This window comes from Niabella sp. ZPM-14 (genome assembly GCF_055693045.2).
Window position 1 is genome coordinate 4,069,073 of sequence record NZ_CM181148.1, and the last position, 19,246, is coordinate 4,088,318.

Consider the following 19,246-nt stretch of genomic DNA (forward strand, 5'->3'; position numbering starts at 1 on the left):
TTTAGAATGTTGCACGTAACATGATACCAAACGAACGGGTGGCCGGGCTCGTACCAGCATTGGTAACCTGGTTTACCCAATAGGATCCTGCAGTCATTTGCTCCGGATCCAGGTCTTTTATCGTACGATATATAAAGAAGAGGTTGCGTCCGTAAACAGATAGTTGTATATTTTTTGCACGGAGCTTCGATGATATGGCGTTCGGTAAACGATATGCAAGCGATATTTCACGCATTTTAAAATAATCGTTTTTCTGAACGTATAATTCGTATCTGGCCTTACTGGAATATTGAGGTCCCCCCCAGTTATAGGTATTCCAGTAATAGTAGGCCTGCGAAATAACGTTGGTGTTTGGTGCGCCGTCGCTGGTTACGCCCTCTAATAGCATACCATCATGATATACGGTCTCTCCATTGGGGCCGGTATTGCCATCCCATGCAATTCCTTTGTTATTAGCATCGAGGTAATAGGAAATGCCACCGTGGGCTGCGTCCATATTGGTTAACGTTTCTTCCAATAACCCGCGGCTTTTCATCCAATTGATACCGGTCGGCATCACATGTCCTCCTAAACGAAAGTCAACAAGCAGATCGAGCGAAAAGTTTTTGTAGCTAAAGTTATTGATAAATCCACCTACAGCCTTTGGCATTGCGTTGCCGGCTTTCTTCCATCCATTGACACTTCCATCCAGTTCATATAATCCGCTTGAGCCTACAAGGAGATTGCCATTTTGGTGTGTCGCCACCGGCCGTACCAAGATGTCGCCCATTGACTGGCCGACTTTAGAAACCAACATAGCCGCATCTCCGTCGTAGGTCCTATGTGTTATTTGTGTTTCGCCGTTTGGAAGTTCTTCGATAGTGTTTTTGTTCATCGAAAAATTCAGTATGGAATTCCATTTGAAGTCGGGTTTACTGATGGGGTACCCTGAAATAGCAAACTCCCAGCCTCTGTTTCTCAGTGCGCCGGCATTAGCCAGAATAGACGATGCGCCGCTGGTAATAGGAATGGTGAGGTTCAAGATCTGATCCTTTACGAGACCATTGTAGTAGGTAATGTCTATACCGAAGCGGTTTTTGAACATCCGTGTTTCCAAACCAAACTCCACTTCATGTTTATTTTCAGGTTTTATCTTTTCATTTCCAAACGAAGAGGTGGGTAGTACAGTATAAATGGGCGCTGCATTTCCTTGTGTGCCCAGCGATTTTTGTGTATAGCTTAAAGCGCTGGCATATATTTCCGGATACTTACCAACTACGCCCCATGACCCCCTCAACTTAGCGTAGCTAACAAATGAAGGCAGCTTTAGTATGTCACTCAGGATTAAACTCGAATTAACTGATGGGTAATACAATGTATTATTATCCGGATGCATGGTGGAAACCCGCTCCCTCCTGAAAGTCGCTTCCACAAACCAGTAATCTTTCAAGTTACCATTGATCGTAGCAAAAATCGCATCTCTCAAAAGGTTACGACGAAAATTGTAAGCGTCGTTTGTATAAGTTCTTGCACCTGCAGCTTTTAAATCAAACCAATCCCTCTGGCTGAGCCCACTTACATTTTCGGGGCCGGTATTTGCTTCCACTGATACTTCCTGAGTTTTAGTTGCTGTGTAACCGGCCATTGCTCCGAAAGTAAAGTTTTCGCTTATTTTTTTGTTGTAGGAGGCCAGGACATCTGCATAGTAAACGTTGCTGTTTAAATTGGCAATGCTGAAAGCTCCTGAAGGACCATAGAGAAGAGGTATTGTATTAGGTTTTTTCTCCTCGGTGTTCATTTGAGTAAGATCGGCTGAGAATCTTCCCCTTAAAGACAACTCTTTAGTAAGCTCCCATGTATTGGTGAACGAACCTATGAAACGATTGCTTCTCTCATCGTGTTCATTGGCTTTGATATTCCAGATATAGTTAAGCACATCGGTTTTATAACCATTTCTTACCAGATTTTCATCTGGCGTCAGGCTTTGGTTAGTACCTGTAACAAATTTGTATCCTAAACTTGTTTTGTATTTGTTCAGATACCATTCAGGGTTGTCGAACGGACTGATCATGCCACTAAAATTGTTGATCAGGCGATCCGTTAGAAATGGCCTGTTATGAGTGTGTTGATTGATATAATTTATCACAACATCCGTCGTAAGTTTTTTCCCAATCTTAAATGTGCTGTTCAGGTTGGCAATATTTTTAGAATTCCGGGATCCTAAAGAAGTCATCTGGTTGTCTTGCCTTGTCAAAGAAAACCGCGTATTGGAATTTTCGGAGGCATGACTTAATGCGATATTGAAGTTGGTATTATTCCCGTTTTGAAAAAATTTATGGTAGGCGTTTTGTGCTGAATAGGGCCGGATAACTCCGTCCCAGGCCATAATAGGTTGCCCGTCGAATTTCGGTCCGAAATTAATAGATTGAGTAGTAACACCTCTTGTTTCTTTGGTGCCGTCTTTGTCTAAATCATAATAATAGAATCCATCAGCTGCCTGGCCGGCGTCGCTTACATGTAACGGAGCACCCGGTCCCCGCACGTCCTGAAATCGGGGCAAGTAGGCTAGCCGGTCGTTTGTATAATTAGCATTAACATCAATACTAAATCCTGATTTTCCTTTCCCGGACTTTTTCGTCACCAAGACAACGCCGTTTAACGCCTCCGATCCATAAAGCGCCGCGGCTGACGCGCCTTTCAGAATGGATATAGATTCAATATCCTCGGGGTTCAGATCCTCAAGGCCATTTCCTCTTGCCCTTTGATCCCCCCAATAATTAGCATTGTTGAAGGTGTTCTGACGAAGCACAACGCCGTCTATGATTATCAGCGGTTGCGAGTTGCCGGTTATAGAATTAATTCCTCTTATATTGATATTGATACCGGAAGTTGCGCCACCTGGTGCCGCGGAAATCCTTACACCAGGAGCTTTCCCGTACAGCGCGCCTGCAAAGTTCGGACTTCCTGTTTTTGTCAGTTCTTTGGCGCTTATCGTACTGGTTGCGTATCCAAGCGACTTTTCCTGCTTCTTAATGCCCAGCGCTGTTACAACTACTTCTTCCATCCCGGCATCTGCTCGGACCAATACTACGGAAAGATCACTTTTATTTCCCACTGCTACTTCTTTTTTCACGTAACCCACCGCAGTGAATTCCAAAATAGCATTTGCTCCGTCGACCGAAAGAGAAAATTTTCCGTTTTCATCGCTCACACCTCCTGTGGCGGTCCCTTTCACTGTAAAGGATGCGTTCGGAACAGCAGCTCCTGTTTCGTCCATCACCGTTCCGGTGATTGTACGCTGCTGTGCCCATAACAGCAACGAAGTGCAGCTCATAAGCAGGGCCAGCAACATTTTTTGCATTGTTTTCTTCATAATAGTTCTCATTTTTAAATAATAAAAAGTAAGGACGCGTTACGCGTCATTCCATTTTGGTTGCGAGGACGGTTATGGGGCGTAAAGTGATGGCGATTAAAAGTGCCATTGTCAGAACACTTCAACTGCTGGGGTAAATGAGCCAGTCTCCAAGAATATTGCTTAAGATATTGTTAGCAGTGTTGTGTCTTTTTCATGATAGCGAATCAAAAAAGTTGAGAACAAACATACGAATCTTTTAATATAAATTATAATAGTTTTTAAATTTTTTACTATCTCTGGAAGGGACACAAAAAACCGCCCGAAGGCGGTTGAGTAAAGTCAAACTGTTATAAGTCGCTAATTGTTAAAGTTGCGTTACCAACTGAGACACCCGAATAAGAGGCAGTGTATCCTGTTTGCGTGCCGTAACCATTAAGAACAAATTCTTTCATAGCTACGCCTGGCCCGCCAGGCACAACGATTTCTATATGATATTGGCCAGGTGGTATACCCGAAAGTATTGCACTGCCCTCAGCATTAGAGAAGTAAGATGATAAGTTATAAGTTTGGTTAAAGTTTGAGTTATAAACATTGATTTGACCATTCAAATAATCTGCGTTGTTAATGATAGTGATTCCTGTGGCACAAGTTCCTTGTTGATTAGCGTAAGTTTGACCGTAAGCATTTAGTTGCGCCCTTGCCTTCGAGTCAGCATCCGCCTGAGATATTTTTGAAAAAAACTGATTTGCATAAACTGTATAGGTAACCGGTGACCCATTACCCGAAGGACAGTCGTTTTTAGTAAACACTTTACTTTGAGCTACGTTTGAATAGTGATTGGGAAATACTTCGATAAAAAAACCATCGCCGATAAAGTGAGTGCCCAATGAAATCCCATTACTGCTATTAATAAGTGTAGCAGATTCAGATCCATTTATTGATGCGTAGTAGGGTGTGTGACCCGGAGGTAAAGACGCGATTATTTCGTAGTCATAGGTGATGTAGGGTAGCGATACATAACTTGAACTGTTTGCGTTTGCCACTGTTCCTGAATTCGAAAAAAGCGAACAGCCGGTGTTGGATCTGAAAGTAAAAGCCCCCGGTAGGAATACCGAACTCGCGTTTTTTAACTCAACTGATACGGATTGGGATGGTTTCGGATATAAATATTGAATAGCAATTTTGTCAAAATTACTGAAGCCAACGCCATTGGTATTATTAAGGCTTTGAGTCCAGTAGGCGCCGGCATATGAGTCTGCCATTATAAATGAATTGGGGTCAGGGTTAGAACCAAAACCAGGAGTGCCTGGAATACTATTTAAGTAAAAATTATAGTCAGTTCCGGAGAAATTCCAATTTTCAGTCGAAACTGGTGTATCTGTATGGGCTAAACCAATAGTATGTCCAAGTTCATGGGTGGTTAATCGTGTCGCTGATGCTACGCTGGGGAAATTTTCGTGATAATATAAGTTTAAGTATACATGTTCTCCGGGTTTTCCGTTTATCGGATAATAACCATAACCTCCTCTGTCACTTTCTCCCTCGTCAACAAGCTGCACAATTATATCAGCATAATTAGCATTTGACACTTCATTCATATTAATCGAAATGTCGGGTATAAGTGTGTTGAAGTTACTTATCGCAGCTCTGATCGCATTTTTATATCTATCGATGATTGCTTGAGAATATGCTGTAGTTTCGACATTTATGAATATTGAAATGCTGTTTCTATTTTGAATACTTATTGGACCACATCCCCAATATGTAAAAGCATTGGTGGTTTTAGCCACAACCTGTCTTTTGACGGTTGTTTGCCAGTTTTTTTTCCTGAAAAAAATGTCGCCGTCAACAATATAAAAGTCATCTTCCTCTTTAATAATATCGGTTGATACTCCGATATGAGCTGCGAAGGATTCTATATCAGATCGGTTTCCATTATCGAAATGCTGTGAAAAATCCCGTCTACAGGATGTAATTAGAATAATTACTATGCTTAGTAAGCATAAGAGTTTGGCGTTTTTCATACGTTTATTTTTTAGGTTATATAAAATGATCGACCGAGAAACAGAATTTGATCAATTGATTCGAAGAGCAAATTTTTTTGCACCTTTAGCTTAGTGTCCAAATGAACTACCATCATGATTGGTAGCTGGATAAAAAAATGCCTTCATGGAATGAAGGCAAAATCTCCAAGAAAATAAATATGATTAGTAAACTTATTATTTGGTGTTAATGTATTCCAAATATAATTAATGTATTTGAAACAAAAAAATTTATTCTAAGATTTTCAGCAGCTTGAATGCTGTTGGCTTTGACTCAAACTTTCACCATCAATCATCATTTTTTGCAGCCTCTAACAAGTAAAATATTCTTTGCGGTTCAACATGCTACTAAATATGGGAGGACCTCAAATTCCGTGTTAACTCTAACTCATCTGGCCGGATTTATGGGGAGCTTACAAACTGGTACCAGTTGTTCGACACGTGCCATCTTAAAAAAGAGGCCATCTCGGATTGTCGAGACGGCCTTCATTAACGAGGGAAAACTATTTAAGGCATCCAATATACCTTCTTCGTAGCCTGTACGTCAGGGGCGTCGCCGTTGCTGGCTTTTAACCAGTTATCGCGGTTATTCACTTCTTCATCATTAGGGTAAGGCAACTTGTTAAACACCTGGGGTGTGTATCCCGGAGCTTTAGGAGTGAGGCCTGTTCTTCTCACAATGGCCCATGCTTCTGGCTGCTCCCACAAGGCTGCTAACCAGGCCTGTGTAATGATCTTACTGAGGTTCTGCGTGGTCTGACCCGCTACCAGCGCGACTTTTGGTTGTGCCAGGAAGTTCGCGACGGCATTAGCTCCCAAGGTCGGTTTCGCTGAAGAAGGCCAGATACCACTGGAGGTAGTCTCAACATAAGTGTACCAGAAATCGATGGACGACCTTAAGCCTGCCTGGTATTCCTGGTTGGCCTTTGTGAAGTCGGCAGCCACACCCATACCACGGGTATAGATTTCTGCTTTTAAGAAATGTACATCAGCTTCGGATATGATAATATACGGCAGCGACTGGAAATCTCTGACCAGGTAAAAATTAAATCCAGCAAACCGGTTGTCCTTCAACGTGTCTTTGGGCCAGGGCGCGTTCGTGCTCAGGTTGGGATACAAGCTGCTGGAGCCTTCGGCAACAGACCTGTTCTGCGGCTGTGGTACCCAGTTGCCGGCATTGTTGGGCATGAACCAAACAAACGCGCGTGGATCAAAAATTCCTGATCCGTTGGTGGCATTGGAATTAGAGATCTGCTCCCAAACATTGCTGCTCAGCCTGATGTTGCTCACGGAAAGCTCTCTGAAAGCATACCATAGCCTGTCGCCATAATCAGGGTTTTGAGGGACGATGATCTGGGGATAATTGCCGTAGTTATTTTGACGCATCGCCTCCATATTGTCATAAGTGATCGCGTCGGGCAGCGGCTTGTTGCCTCCAATGATATCGGTAATAATGGGATTGGCCAGTCCAGGGTTCTTAGCATGCAGGCGTACTGCATAACGCAGCCGCAGGGCATTACCAAATTTAACCCATGATGTATAATTGCTTCCTAAGAATGATTCGTTATTGCCGAGTGCTACCTGGCCCGAAGTTCCTGCGGAGATCGCATTTACTGCGGTAGCCAAATCATTCAATACCGATTCGTAAACACTCAACTCATCATCATATGCCGGTCTGTAATAAGTGGTACCCGCACTGGCATCACCTGCCTGGGAGTAAGGGATGCTGCCATACCGGTCAAGCATGGATAAGGTCTTAGACGAGATGAGGATGGTCGCCATACCGCGCAGATTGGTATATGCTGCGGGATTCACGTCGGCATCGATCAGTTTCACCAGGAGCTTATAATCTGCCAGATCCTTATAATAATTCGTCCAATAATTGGAAATATAATTGGTGTAAGGAATGGAAACGTTTTGCACACCTTGCTGATTCGTGATCGGCATTAACAAACCGGTGTGTAAGGTGTAGTCTTCATTCGTTGCATTGCGGGAGAGCTGGTTAAACAATGCTACAGGAGAAGCCGTAGTCACCGTTACGTCCTTGTAAGGACTATTGGTTTCCTCGAAATTTTTCGTGCAAGAGGCGGAAGCTAAAAGCAACAGTATGCCTGCACTATGAACCATCCTGCTGATTCTTTTTATAGGTACATTTTGTTTCATGATAAACGACATTTTGAGTTGTTAAATTTTCCTAAGTCCTTATTAGAAAGAAGTTCTTACGGTGAAACCGAAAGAGCGAACCTTAGGCATAGATGAATATTCAATACCTTGAATATTACCGATACCATTCACACCTTCAGGGTTAAGTCCTTTTGGAATAGTAGTGAAAATGTAGAACAGGTCGCGGCCATACACGGAAAGATTCAGGTTTTGCAGCACTTTCGTTGCTTTCACTACATTTTGCGGTACCTGGTAAGAAAGCGATACCTCTCTCAGTTTCATCCAGGAGTTTTCAAACACATGTGCCGAGCGGGGAACACCGATATGGTTCCAGGCGGAATAAGTGCCGGCATAATACCACAGGTAATGAACTACGTCATTGTTGGGAGTGCCGTCTGCAAAAACACCATCAAAATTTACACCTACATTACCAGTAGTACCGTCAGGATACGTGTAGGGTAATCCGCCCCCGTTTCTTTCCTTTAAGGTCTCCTGAAGGTTACCACTTCCCATCGCCGCAGCATAAGAACCGAAGTAAGTGTCGCCACCGATCTTGGCATCTGCCAGCATATAAAGAGAGAAGTTTTTATAACGCAGGGTATTGGTGATACCGCCGGTTACTAAAGGCTGTGAGTTGCCGATAGGCACTTCATTAGGTGTTAGCACCCATTGTGTGCCTGCATAATAGGTCTCGCCATTTGCAGTGAAAGTCACCGGTTGACCGTCCGTTCCTACCGCACGTTTCACAACTTTTTCTCCGTTCAGATAAGTATAATCTTTACCATAAATAGTTCCGTAATAGTCACCCACTTTCACTCTTTGAGAAACCCCTGATCCGCCAAAGAAGTTGCCGAGGTTTAACTCTTCGATACCGTCAGACAATGCCAACACTTTTGTTTTCGAATGAGCGGCATTGATGCCAATGTTCCAGGAGAAGTCGTCGGTTCTCACCGGGGTTGCGTTTAAGATCAGCTCCAGACCATTGTTACCCAGTGAGCCTGTATTGATGGTAATGCTATTATATCCCGATGAAATAGGCAATGGATTGCTCAGGATCTGATTGAAACTCTTCATCCAGTAGGCGGTGAAGTCCAAAGTGATGCGGTTTTGCAGGAAAGCCAGGTTCAGACCAGTTTGGAATGAGCGGCTTCTTGCAGGTTTTACGCCGGGGATCTTTAATGCATCTGGTAAGCTGGAAGCCAGTACGCCATTATAGGTATTACTTTCCAACAGGTTGTGGATGGCATAAGGATCTGTATCGCTACCGGTTTCCGCATAAGACAGCTTTAATTTACCGAAGCTCAGCCAGGGAAGGCTTTCGCTGATGCTGCTGATGCCATCTGTGAACACATAGCTCATGTTGACGGATGGGTAGAAATAGCTGTTATCAGTAGAAGGTAGCGTGCTCGACCAGTCGTTGCGCGCCGTAGCTTCCAGGAACAAGTAGTTTTTATACGAAAGGTTCAGGAATGAATACAAAGAATTGATCTTTTTGGCATATTTCAATTCCTCTGCCGGGTCATTGGGCGGTGTTCCATTATTCAAAGCGAAGATGAACGGCTTCACAAATGGGGCTCTTGTCCAGTTACTGATCGATTTATCGTCTCTGTAATAGCTTTCACCACCTGCAGTCAGACTGGCGTTGAAATGTTCGCTGAACAGCCCATCTTTATGCAATCTTAAATAAGCGATCATATTCCGGCTCATGTTCCGGGCCATTGTTTCCCGGTATACACCATCTGCCTTTCCTAAAACATCGGTCGGGTAAGTAATGAATGTCGCGAAGTCATTCGAATTGTCTATACCACCTTGTGCAGTAACGCTCAGAAATTTAGTAAGGTCGGCAGTCAACTTTAAGCTTCCCAAAAACTGGTTCCTGGTGAAGTCGTTGTTATTCATGAGCAGGTTCCAGTATTGATTATTCAGGTAGCCTGTACTGTAAGGGTATTGGGGCACGTCTGAAGCAGGATAAGTGCCGTTGCCATCAGTAATATTCCTCCTCTCACCGTTAGGTCCGAAAGCCTGAGAAAAGGCTAGCTGCGGATTGTAATCTCTTGCCATAGAGTAGGTCGGGCCCGCTTGCCAGGCGGCGCCAATCTGCGGCGCGTTATGTCTGAAAAAGTTGACATAGCTCGATGTGGCTTCCCCATATAATTTCTCACTGATTTTAAAAGTAGATCCCAGGTTGAAGGTATTCGAGTTCATCTTGCTGTTGATCATATTAGGCTTCGTATCATTGCGGGTGTAAGACAACCTGAAAGTCGCTTTCTCATTACCACCTGAAACCGCTATGTTGTGTTGTGCTACAGAACCATCAGGGAAGAACGCTTTCCAGTTGTCAGGCTGAGGCGAGTAAGGCCTGAGCACACCATCGTAATTCATGATAGGCTGACCGTCCATCCGTGGTCCCCAGGAATAACTACCGGGATAACTGAAGTAGGTATAAAAGTCGTAAGCATTAGGGTAGGGCAGAGGACCATGAGAATTGTTCACATAGTTGTCCGCCGGGTTGGTATTGTTACCAATCTGCATGCGCTGTCCCTGGCTGTTGTAAGGGAACCACTTGCTTTGATCTGCAGATGTCATGCTGGCTACGCCACCTTGTCCATATTCATTCTGATAATCAAAAAGCTCCCAGGGTTTGGTAGCCCGGTACGAGAAACTGTAATCGACGCCGATACCAGACCGGTTGGAACCTTTTTTGCGGGTGATGAGGATCACACCGTTCGCACCTCTTGCACCATAAAGTGCAGCTGCTTCAGGTCCTTTCAGCACCGTAATATCTTCAATATCTTCCTGGTTGATCAGGTTCATACCTGTACCCCAGTCGTTGTTTCCCGAAACGTCTGCACCAACACCTCCGAGCACGGATTTACCGCCACCACCATTATTATTGTTCACGTTCACAGGATCATTATTAATAGGAACACCATCTACGATGATCATCGCGCGGTTATCACCCGTTAACAAGGTGTTACCTCTCACGACCAATCTCGAGGAAGCTCCGTCAGCACCGCCCCCGGATTGGGAGATCTGCAAACCGGCAACTTTACCCATCAGGCCCTGGGCAATGGTAGGAGCCTGGGCAATCGTTAAGTCGTCGCCCTTTACCGTCTGTGCGGAATACCCCAGCGACCTGGCTTCTCTTTTGATACCAAGGGCCGTGGTCACCACCACTTCTTCCATTCCCTGGACGTCCGAGGTTTCAAGTATGACGTTTAACGTGTTGCTGCTTCCCACAGTAACTTCTTTGGTGGTGTATCCCACTGAGGTAAACTCAAGCACGGTATTGCTGCCGTCTACCGCGACAGAAAAGCTACCGTTTTCAGCGGTGACACCACCTCTTGACGTACCCTTAATAATGTAGGATACATTTGCGATGGGCTCACCCTTACTGTCTGTAACAGTACCAGTAACTGTCCGCTGCTGCGCATATGCGAGGAGCGTGAAGCAACTCATGATGCACGCGAACAGCAGTTTTTGCATTGTTTTGTTCATACTTGTTCGATTTGGATTGATTAATAGAATTCTTATAGCAGTGGTTTAGGATATCATTGTTTACAGCTTTTAAGAAACAGTATTAAGTGGTGCGCCAGACATGTTTGCCTGCTCACCCAGGGCAATCGCAATAAGCTTGCTACACGTCAATTTCCGGAAGGTTATTGAACAACTCTGTTTAGGGCCTGTACCAATCGTTTTTTGAAAGTGGCTTACGGGCGTCGGGCTTAATGCTAAAGTAAATGTAAACACCTTTTTTGAAAAAATAAAATACTTTTTAAATTTTTTTATAACTATTTATTAAAGGTGGATTCTTTTGCCGCAATAGGTCGGGGCGTAAGAGTTGGCTAAGGGATGTATGTTGTTGCGCGGGCCGCAAGTTAGTATAACTTTGCTTTTGCGAGGGAAAATGAGATCATATTTTTCGCGACGATCGGATGCTATCGCGATCGTTTTTAACAGGTTACGAAAAAACCGCCCTAAGGCGGTTTTTTTTATACAGTTTCAAATATATCTGGTTTATTGTTTTTTCGCCCACCAAAGAGGTGTAAAGACATTGTCCTCGCCGCCTAATAATTGAACGGCTTTGGTATAACCAGCCGGATCGCTGATTTTTAAACTCGATGGATAGGGAAGTCGCTGCGGAAAAAATTTCACACTGACCGTCATGTAATTACTTGCTGTAAGCGCCGGCAAATTGGAGTTAGGACTTTCCACCGCAATGTTTTCCATAAACGGAAGGCCTAACCTACGGTGGTCGCACCAGGACTCTAAAGCAAGCCAGGGAACCTGTGCCAGGTATTTTTGCGTAATGATCTTGGTCAAACGGTCGTTCGTAACAGTGCCGTTTTTATACAACCCGTTTACCGCGTAAGGCATATTATAGACTCCGCTGGAATTAGTGTAGCCATCGACATAACTCTTAGCAGCCGTAACAGCCGGTTCGGTGATATGATCCCAGTTGGCTGAAGTGCCCGCGACATTATAGCTATTGGAGCTCAGATAGGTATCGGCAAACTGGCTCAATCCCCAGAAAGCAAAACTTGCTTTCACCCCTGACTCATATGCTTCTTTGGCGCCTGTACCCACAGACCAGCCTTTTAAGGCGGCCTCTGCTAACAGGAAATAGGTTTCCCATGAACCGAAAAACAGTCGTTTCTCCGTGCTCGTCCTGAAATTATTGGCAAGTGCCGGCGTGCCCTGGGTAGTTCCGCGCATTGGATTCAAAGCGAATTTATCTCCCCAGTTCCCAATGACATAGGCGTTCCAGGTGAATTTGGTATTGACCGGAATTGAGTCGGTAACGCCGCTAATTGCGGGCAACTTAAAGTTCAGCGTATTGGCATTTGTGTTTCCAAAAAAGTTGGGGTTGCTGTAATCGCCAGGTATAACAAACAGCTTGTAAGCCCTGGGATCAATGCTATGAGGCAATCCATCCATCCAAAAGCCTGTTAAAGGGTCATTGGTCTTTGATGGATAATGCTGGGAAACCTTCATACCAATGTAGTTGTCTGGCTTTATATATGCCTGATAATCGGCGCCTAGTTGCGTCGAAGAAGGAATACCGCCGAGACCGAGGTATAAATTATTTAAGGTCTTGGAAAGAAGCTGCGCATTCCAGGGGCGGCTCATGACACCGGTTAAGGCGTTCCAGCCTCCCTTTTCCTGAACGCTAAAGTGGTCGCCGCTGCTTTTTATCAGCAGGTTACTGGCGGCAGCATCTTCAAATTCAGCTCTGGCTTTTTCCTGATCAACTTCTGCAATTCTCATGGCTAAACGCAGCCTAAGTGAGTTGGCATATTTTTTCCATTTTTCAAAATCAAAGGAATAAGCCGGATCGTATTTTTTAATATCCTGCGGCACTGTTTCACTATCAAACTTTTTTACAGCGTCTTTCAGTTCGTCCAGCAGAAAATAGTATACGTCTTTGAGACTGCTGAATTCGGGATTTTTTCCCTGGAATGCATTCACAGGAATGGGCCCGAAATTGTCCGCCAGCTCCGACATCAGGTATACTCGCCAGATGCGGGCCACCTGCTTGAGGTTATTATTATAAGGCTTGGCTGTTCCTGTAGCTGCTTTTTCATCTGCAATCTGAATGGCGGTGTTGGCGTGGTTTTGCCAATCTGCCGAATAGCGGAGATAGTCGCTGCTCCATCCGTCGTCATACCCCCCGCCTGCAATGCCGGTCGTTAATTGTTGCCGCGCGGCCGTTTTCCAATAGAGCACAAACACCCGTTCTGCAATATGTGGGTCCATTTGAGTACCGATGATAGAGTTGTTGATAAAATACTCTACTTGCACCTGATCTGCAGTGGCAGCCGTCGGGTTCTCGTTGATCATTTCAAACTTGGAACATCCGGAGAGCAGCGCTCCCGACAAGAGGCCCAATCCGATATTATATATTATTTTTTTCATTGTCTTCGTTTTAATTAAAATCCAAAAAGGAAGTTTAGAAAATAGGAGCGTCCGGTGGGTGGCGCAAAAAATTCAAAACCGATAGCATTGGAGCCGGTTGCAAATACAGACTCCGGATCAATGCCGTTCAGATTGCTTTTGATCATCCAAACATTGTTGACAGAGAATCCGATCTTGGCCCTTTGCACAATAGAATTTTTAAGGAAGCTTTTAGGCAGCGAATAATTAAGCGACACGTTTCTCAGGCGGATATTCGTGGCGTCATAAACGTTGGCTTCAGTGATGCCTAAGTTACCTACAGCTATTGCACCCCAATAATCTTGTTGTACAACTTCTTTTGTATTAGGCAGGTAGTTGCCGCTCTTGGCCGGATCAACCACTACTCCGTCAACTACGAACTTTTCTCTTTGCCCCCCTGGCGCTGTCTTTGCTGCAAGGCCTGCTTCCTGAAGGATCAGGTTGGTACCAGAGAATATTTCTCCGCCAATGCGACCATCTAATAATAATCCCAACGTGAAATTTTTATAGCTAAAAGTGTTGCTCAGGCCCAGTATCGCTTTGGGTAACTGGTTGCCTAATAAGGCAGCTTTTGGATCTGCCTGTGGCAAACCCTCGCTCGACAGCAACGGCTTGCCATAATGCGCACTGTTCGGATCAGTTACTCTCAAAAATTTGGTTCCCCAGATATCCCCGTAATTGCTTCCTTTAACAGCATTGATCTGCACGTTGTCGTATCCACCCAGGTTGTATACATCTACGTCTTCATACAGGTCAACGATTTTGTTTTTGTTCCTGGCGTAGTTGAAAGTGATATCCCAGGTTAACCCTTTTTCGTGTTCGATAGGGCGTGCATTCAACACCAGCTCGATACCGGAGTTTTGAATGTTACCGGCATTGACACGTTTGAACTGGTAACCGCTTAACGGATTAGTCGGAATTCTTAAGATCTGATTAGTGGCATTCTGCTTGTAATAAGTAAGATCAAAGCCAAACCTGTTCCTGAAGAACTTACTTTCCAATCCTACTTCAAAATTTCTAATCAGTTCGCTTACGATATTTTCATCGTTCAGCGTGTTTTCCCTACCGGCTGTAGTATTACCGTTAGGGTCTTTACCTATAGTGTAGTTATTATATAATTGATAAGGAGGCAGGTCGTTTCCGACTGTAGCGTATGAGGCTCTTACTTTCGTAAAACTTAACCATGCCGGTGTATGACCTCCCGTACGATTGATCATGTCGGTTACGATCAATGATGTGCTGACAGAAGGGTAGAAGTAAGAACGGTTCTGTTTAGTTAAAGCAGACGACCAGTCGTTACGCGCTGTGAAATTCAAGAACCAGAAGCCATTATAGTTAATCTCTGCAGTGCTGAACATAGAGTTGATCTGCTTTTTCTCAAATATCTGGCTAAGCGTTGCGGGATTCTTACCATTGTTCAGAGAAAACAAATTAGGAACTTCCAATTCTCCGGAATTAGCCGCTACATACTTGCGGTCTCTTTTCATCATTTGGCCATACACGCCAATCGACCCACCGAACTTTCCCAACAAATTATCTTTAGATGCGGTAATCGATCCAATGAAATTCTTCTCTATAAATGCATCTGTACTATAAGCGTATCTGCCGTTGGTCAGGATCGGGCTACTGGCGTAAAGCTTTGTTTCGCCAATGGTGTTGAATATGTCAGCACCACCTCTTAATTCACCTACTAACCAATCGGTAAATTGATACTTGATAGACCCGTTCAATAAAAAACGGTCTCGCTGATCCTGGTTGATATTGTTATCTACTGCCCAATACGGATTCACGGCAGAAGACTGATCGCTTGGCAGCCAGTAAAAATGATTGCCATTCTTGTCTACCCCTGGCTGAAGATCCCGTATGTCAAAGGACCGGGGCTGCAGCAGAACGGTGTAGAAATAGTTATTTGCATTGTTACCGCTCAATGGCCTGTTGGTAGCCTTATTGTTCATATACTGAACTTTGAAGTCAGTTGTCCATTTTTTATTCAAGCCAAAATTGGACACTGCTCTTGTAGTCAGGTTCAACCGCTCCAGCTTGGCGCCGGGTATACGGCTATTGTCAGAGAAGTAAGTACCTGAAGAATAGATGCTGGTATTGGGAGATATTTGTTGCTGAAAAGAAAGATTATGGGTAGTATTAAAACCTGTTTTAAAGAAAGCGTTGATGTTATCAAACGCCTGCATAGCAACGGTAGCGCTATCCCATTTTTTATAGCTCTGCCCTTCAATCTTCGGACCCCAGCTCGATGTATTATTTACTACGTATGCGCCGTAAGAACCCTGACCAAATGAAGACTGAAGTTCAGGCTCCATGAACAAGGTTTCCATTCCAAATGTAGCGGAGTAAGTAATACCAGCTCCGGGCTTCTTTGTCCCTTTCTTCGTTGTAATTAATATAACACCGTTACCTGCTCTTGAACCATACAAGGCTGAAGCTGCACCGCCCTTTAACACACTCAGGCTTTCGATGTCATCGGGGTTTAAATCCGCCAGGCCGTTACCCATGTCCACTGCCGGATTCCAATAGTCGTTGTTGGCTGATCCTGTAAAATTATCCATCGGTATTCCATCTACAACGATGAGCGGCTGGTTGCTTCCGGTCAGAGAATTAAAACCCCTGAGGACTATCTTGGAAGATCCGGCAGGTCCGTTACTTCCTCTCACTACCTGTAAGCCGGCTATTTGTCCGGTGAGCGCGTTGGCGAGATTAGCCTCTCTTCGTTCAACGAGCGCTTCTCCTTTCACCTCCTGGAAGGCATAACCCAGTGCTTTTTTCTCACGTTTAATGCCCATCGCTGTCACCACCACTTCTTCCATGCCTTTGGCTTCAGCACGCGTAAGTGTGATGGAAAGCGTGTTTTGGGTGCCCACTGAAATCTCTTTGTTCAAATAGCCGACAGCGCTGCATTCGATCACCGCGTCGTTGCCATTAATGGTTAATGAGAAGGTTCCGTTGGCATCGGTCGTTCCGCCGGAGCCAGTCCCTTTGATCGTTAAGGAAGCGTCAGGAATCGGCACATTTTGTTCATCCGTTACTGTGCCCGTAACGGTTCGCTGCTGTGCGTGAACGAGTAGCGTCACACTACTCATAATAATAACGAACAGCAGTCTTTGCATTGTTTTGTTCATAGTTACTGATTTTTTGGTTTACAAATGAATACGCCACAGCCAGCAAATGGCCGCAGTCTGCTCCCCTGTGGGGCAGCAGCAGTTAAAAAATTTAGGTAGCATCAACCTGGAGTGCACTCTTTTTGAGCAGTAGATCGCAAAACGATAGGTTTAGCAAAGCAGCTTCGTAAATTGCCGGTTAATAATGGGTTAAATGCTTTTTGATTAATTAATATGTCTTTTAGTACGATACATCATCATCATTTTTCAAATTAAACAATACGGTATTAAAATATAACACGCAGCGCGGAAATAATGCCGACAGTTTACAAGATGTATGGTCGCAGCAGTTAAGCGATCATCATTTTTTCTGCCAATAGCTTTGGAAGCTTTTCGTAATTATCCATGATCAGCGCTGTTGCGCCGATCAGTTCTGCGTTATATCCCAGTGAGGATATTTTGATTTCAGTATTTTCAGAAATTTTGGGTATGCAGTGTTCGTTCACCGCCTGTTGTATCGGCGCTACCCATACTTTACCAGCGAGCGAACCAATGCCGCTGATCACAATCAATTCGGGATTGAGCAAATGGATCAGTATGGCTACTCCGCGTCCTATGTTGTAAGCGGCTTCCGATATTAATTCTATTGCAAATTTGTCTCCTTTGTGAGCCGCTTCAATGATCTTCTTGGCAGACTCTTCCATCCGGTTGCCGTTCAACTCTTTGATAAGGGTAGGAGCGGTTTGCTTTTTAAAGGTCTTTACTGCTTTCTGGGCAACCACCAGTAAGGAAGTCTCTGTTTCAAGACAGCCGTGTTTGCCGCAGCTGCAGATCTTGTTATTATCAAACAAAGGTATGTGGCTAAACTCACCGGCAAATCCGTCTTTACCGCGAAATAACCTTCCATCTGAAATAATTCCCAAGCCCACACCCCAGCCCACATTGATCACCATCACATGGCTTTTATTTTTCGCAGCACCCCACTTCAGCTCGGCCAGCCCTACGAGGCTCGAATCATTATCGATCAGCGTGGGGATCTTCAGCGCTTCCTCAATATTGCTTACAATGGTGCCTTGTGTACAAGGCAGAAATGTATGATTGATTCCTTTTGCCACATCTACAAAGCCCGGCATACCTATGCCAATGCCTGCAATTTTTGACGGAGGAATACCTGAACGTTGTATAAAAACCTGTAAGTGCCGGATCAATTCTTTCAGGCTATTGGGATTGTCAGCCAGCACCAGATCGAATTTCTCCACTTCCCCGACAATAGTATTGTCGTTCGAAATCAGTGCGACACGGGTCACCAGCTGATCCATTGCAACTGCCACTACATATAAGGTACCATTTTTGATACTGTAGGTTTGTGGTCTGCGTCCCCCTGTTGAGGCAGCATACCCTTTCTCCACGACCATTTTGAGGCCGATCAGCTCATTAAGGTATTGCGTGGTAAGCGGTATACTTTTACCAATCAGGTTGCTCAGGTCTGCACAAGACAATTGTTTATTAAAAAACAAGTGCTTTAAAATCTCTTTATAAAATTTCTGCTTTTTGGAGATAATGTTGGCAATCATTTGTCAAGGTTTTCTTTAGCAGTTAAGGATACGAGTGATAAATGTAGGTATTATTTTTTAATAATTGAAAAAACTTTTTAAATTTTTTTCTGAAGTCTGAGGATGGAGAGGCTAAGTCCGAAGCCTAAAATCGGAAGACCTAATGCCGAAAGCTGAAGACAACATCAACCTCGGTCTCGCATCCCTGCCACGGACTTTCGGACTTTTATGTCTTGCCCCCAACTGCAGACCTTCACTTCTGTCTCCTGGCGCCCGATCTCCGACTAATGTATCCGATCTCCTCTCACTTCCAGCTCATTCATTATGACCGTTTCGTGCGATAACCATTCTGCCCAGCGGCTGCGCACCTTTTCCCTGGGCAGGTAGGTCTCCGCGAGTTCGATAAAAAGTGTGTAATGGCCTGCCTCGCTTTCCATAAAACGCCGGTAGAATTTGGCAAGGTAAGGATCGTTCAATCCTTCGCTTAGTCTTTTAAAGCGCTCGCAACTACGGGCTTCGATCATGGCCATCATCAGTAACTGATCCAGAAACCGGTCATCCGGAGCGCCTCCTTTCTGTTGAAACTGGATCAGCGCATTGACATATTCATCTTTTCGCTGTTTGCCTAGTCTCAAGCCGCGCTTGTGCAGCTCCTGTAAAACCAACCGGAAATGGCCCCATTCTTCAGTGACAATAGGAGCCAGCTCAACCACCAGTTTCTCTTTTTCACTGTATTTTTGTATCAATGTGATGCAGCTCGTGGCGGCTTTCTGTTCGCAATAAGCATGATCGGTCAGGATAGCTTCCAGGGAAATTCCCGCCAAATCTACCCAACGCGGATCGGTAGGCAGCTGGAGACCCAATATATTTCTGGTGTGTTGGTCGTATTGCATGGTGCAAAAATAGCGTTGAGTCATGATTTTTAAGCGAATCGGATCATGGCGGCCTGGTAGGGCCGATTTTGACGCTCACCTGGGTGACAAGTTTCACATTTTAAGGTACCAGGCGGTGATTTCGAAAAATCTCGGCCCTAAATTCCAAATTTTAAATTTATTCCTTACCTTTGCCGCCTTAAATTATAGGATACAAAACAGGATGACCTTTTAA

The 19,246-nt window shown here is 44.5% G+C and carries 8 protein-coding genes; all 8 read right to left on the reverse strand.

All coding sequences use genetic code 11. The features are described from left to right. Position 1 precedes the first annotated feature (1 nt). Positions 2 to 3,352 (reverse strand): SusC/RagA family TonB-linked outer membrane protein, encoded by a 3,351-nt coding sequence (locus tag ACU37H_RS17290; RefSeq protein ID WP_472704748.1) that lies wholly within the window; start codon positions 3,350 to 3,352, stop codon positions 2 to 4. Between the two features lie 329 nt (positions 3,353 to 3,681). Next, positions 3,682 to 5,358: a M57 family metalloprotease gene (locus ACU37H_RS17295; RefSeq protein WP_472704746.1), complete on the reverse strand. Its 1,677-nt coding sequence runs from the start codon at positions 5,356 to 5,358 to the stop codon at positions 3,682 to 3,684. Positions 5,359 to 5,883: 525 nt separating this feature from the next. Next, positions 5,884 to 7,539: a SusD/RagB family nutrient-binding outer membrane lipoprotein gene (locus ACU37H_RS17300; protein ID WP_472704744.1), complete on the reverse strand. Its 1,656-nt coding sequence runs from the start codon at positions 7,537 to 7,539 to the stop codon at positions 5,884 to 5,886. A gap of 42 nt (positions 7,540 to 7,581) precedes the next feature. Next, the gene (locus ACU37H_RS17305; protein WP_472704742.1) at positions 7,582 to 11,037 is read right to left on the reverse strand and encodes a SusC/RagA family TonB-linked outer membrane protein; all 3,456 of its coding nucleotides are present in this window, start codon (positions 11,035 to 11,037) and stop codon (positions 7,582 to 7,584) included. A gap of 519 nt (positions 11,038 to 11,556) precedes the next feature. Further along, positions 11,557 to 13,455: a SusD/RagB family nutrient-binding outer membrane lipoprotein gene (locus tag ACU37H_RS17310; RefSeq protein WP_472704740.1), complete on the reverse strand. Its 1,899-nt coding sequence runs from the start codon at positions 13,453 to 13,455 to the stop codon at positions 11,557 to 11,559. Positions 13,456 to 13,469: 14 nt separating this feature from the next. Then, entirely contained in the window at positions 13,470 to 16,607 is a 3,138-nt protein-coding gene (locus ACU37H_RS17315) for a SusC/RagA family TonB-linked outer membrane protein (protein ID WP_472704738.1), read from the reverse strand. Positions 16,608 to 16,936: 329 nt separating this feature from the next. Further along, positions 16,937 to 18,160, reverse strand: a complete 1,224-nt coding sequence (locus ACU37H_RS17320) for an ROK family protein (protein WP_472704736.1) — start codon at positions 18,158 to 18,160, stop codon at positions 16,937 to 16,939. A gap of 263 nt (positions 18,161 to 18,423) precedes the next feature. After that, entirely contained in the window at positions 18,424 to 19,056 is a 633-nt protein-coding gene (locus ACU37H_RS17325) for a MiaE family protein (protein ID WP_472704734.1), read from the reverse strand. Between the last annotated feature and the right edge of the window lie 190 nt (positions 19,057 to 19,246).

Coding starts and splice junctions, on each gene's coding strand:
- ACU37H_RS17300 (WP_472704744.1), bottom strand. CDS start 7,539: ATGAAACAAAATGTACCTATAAAAAGAATCAGCAGGATGGTTCATAGT.
- ACU37H_RS17290 (WP_472704748.1), bottom strand. CDS start 3,352: ATGAAGAAAACAATGCAAAAAATGTTGCTGGCCCTGCTTATGAGCTGC.
- ACU37H_RS17295 (WP_472704746.1), bottom strand. CDS start 5,358: ATGAAAAACGCCAAACTCTTATGCTTACTAAGCATAGTAATTATTCTA.
- ACU37H_RS17310 (WP_472704740.1), bottom strand. CDS start 13,455: ATGAAAAAAATAATATATAATATCGGATTGGGCCTCTTGTCGGGAGCG.
- ACU37H_RS17325 (WP_472704734.1), bottom strand. CDS start 19,056: ATGACTCAACGCTATTTTTGCACCATGCAATACGACCAACACACCAGA.
- ACU37H_RS17305 (WP_472704742.1), bottom strand. CDS start 11,037: ATGAACAAAACAATGCAAAAACTGCTGTTCGCGTGCATCATGAGTTGC.
- ACU37H_RS17315 (WP_472704738.1), bottom strand. CDS start 16,607: ATGAACAAAACAATGCAAAGACTGCTGTTCGTTATTATTATGAGTAGT.
- ACU37H_RS17320 (WP_472704736.1), bottom strand. CDS start 18,160: ATGATTGCCAACATTATCTCCAAAAAGCAGAAATTTTATAAAGAGATT.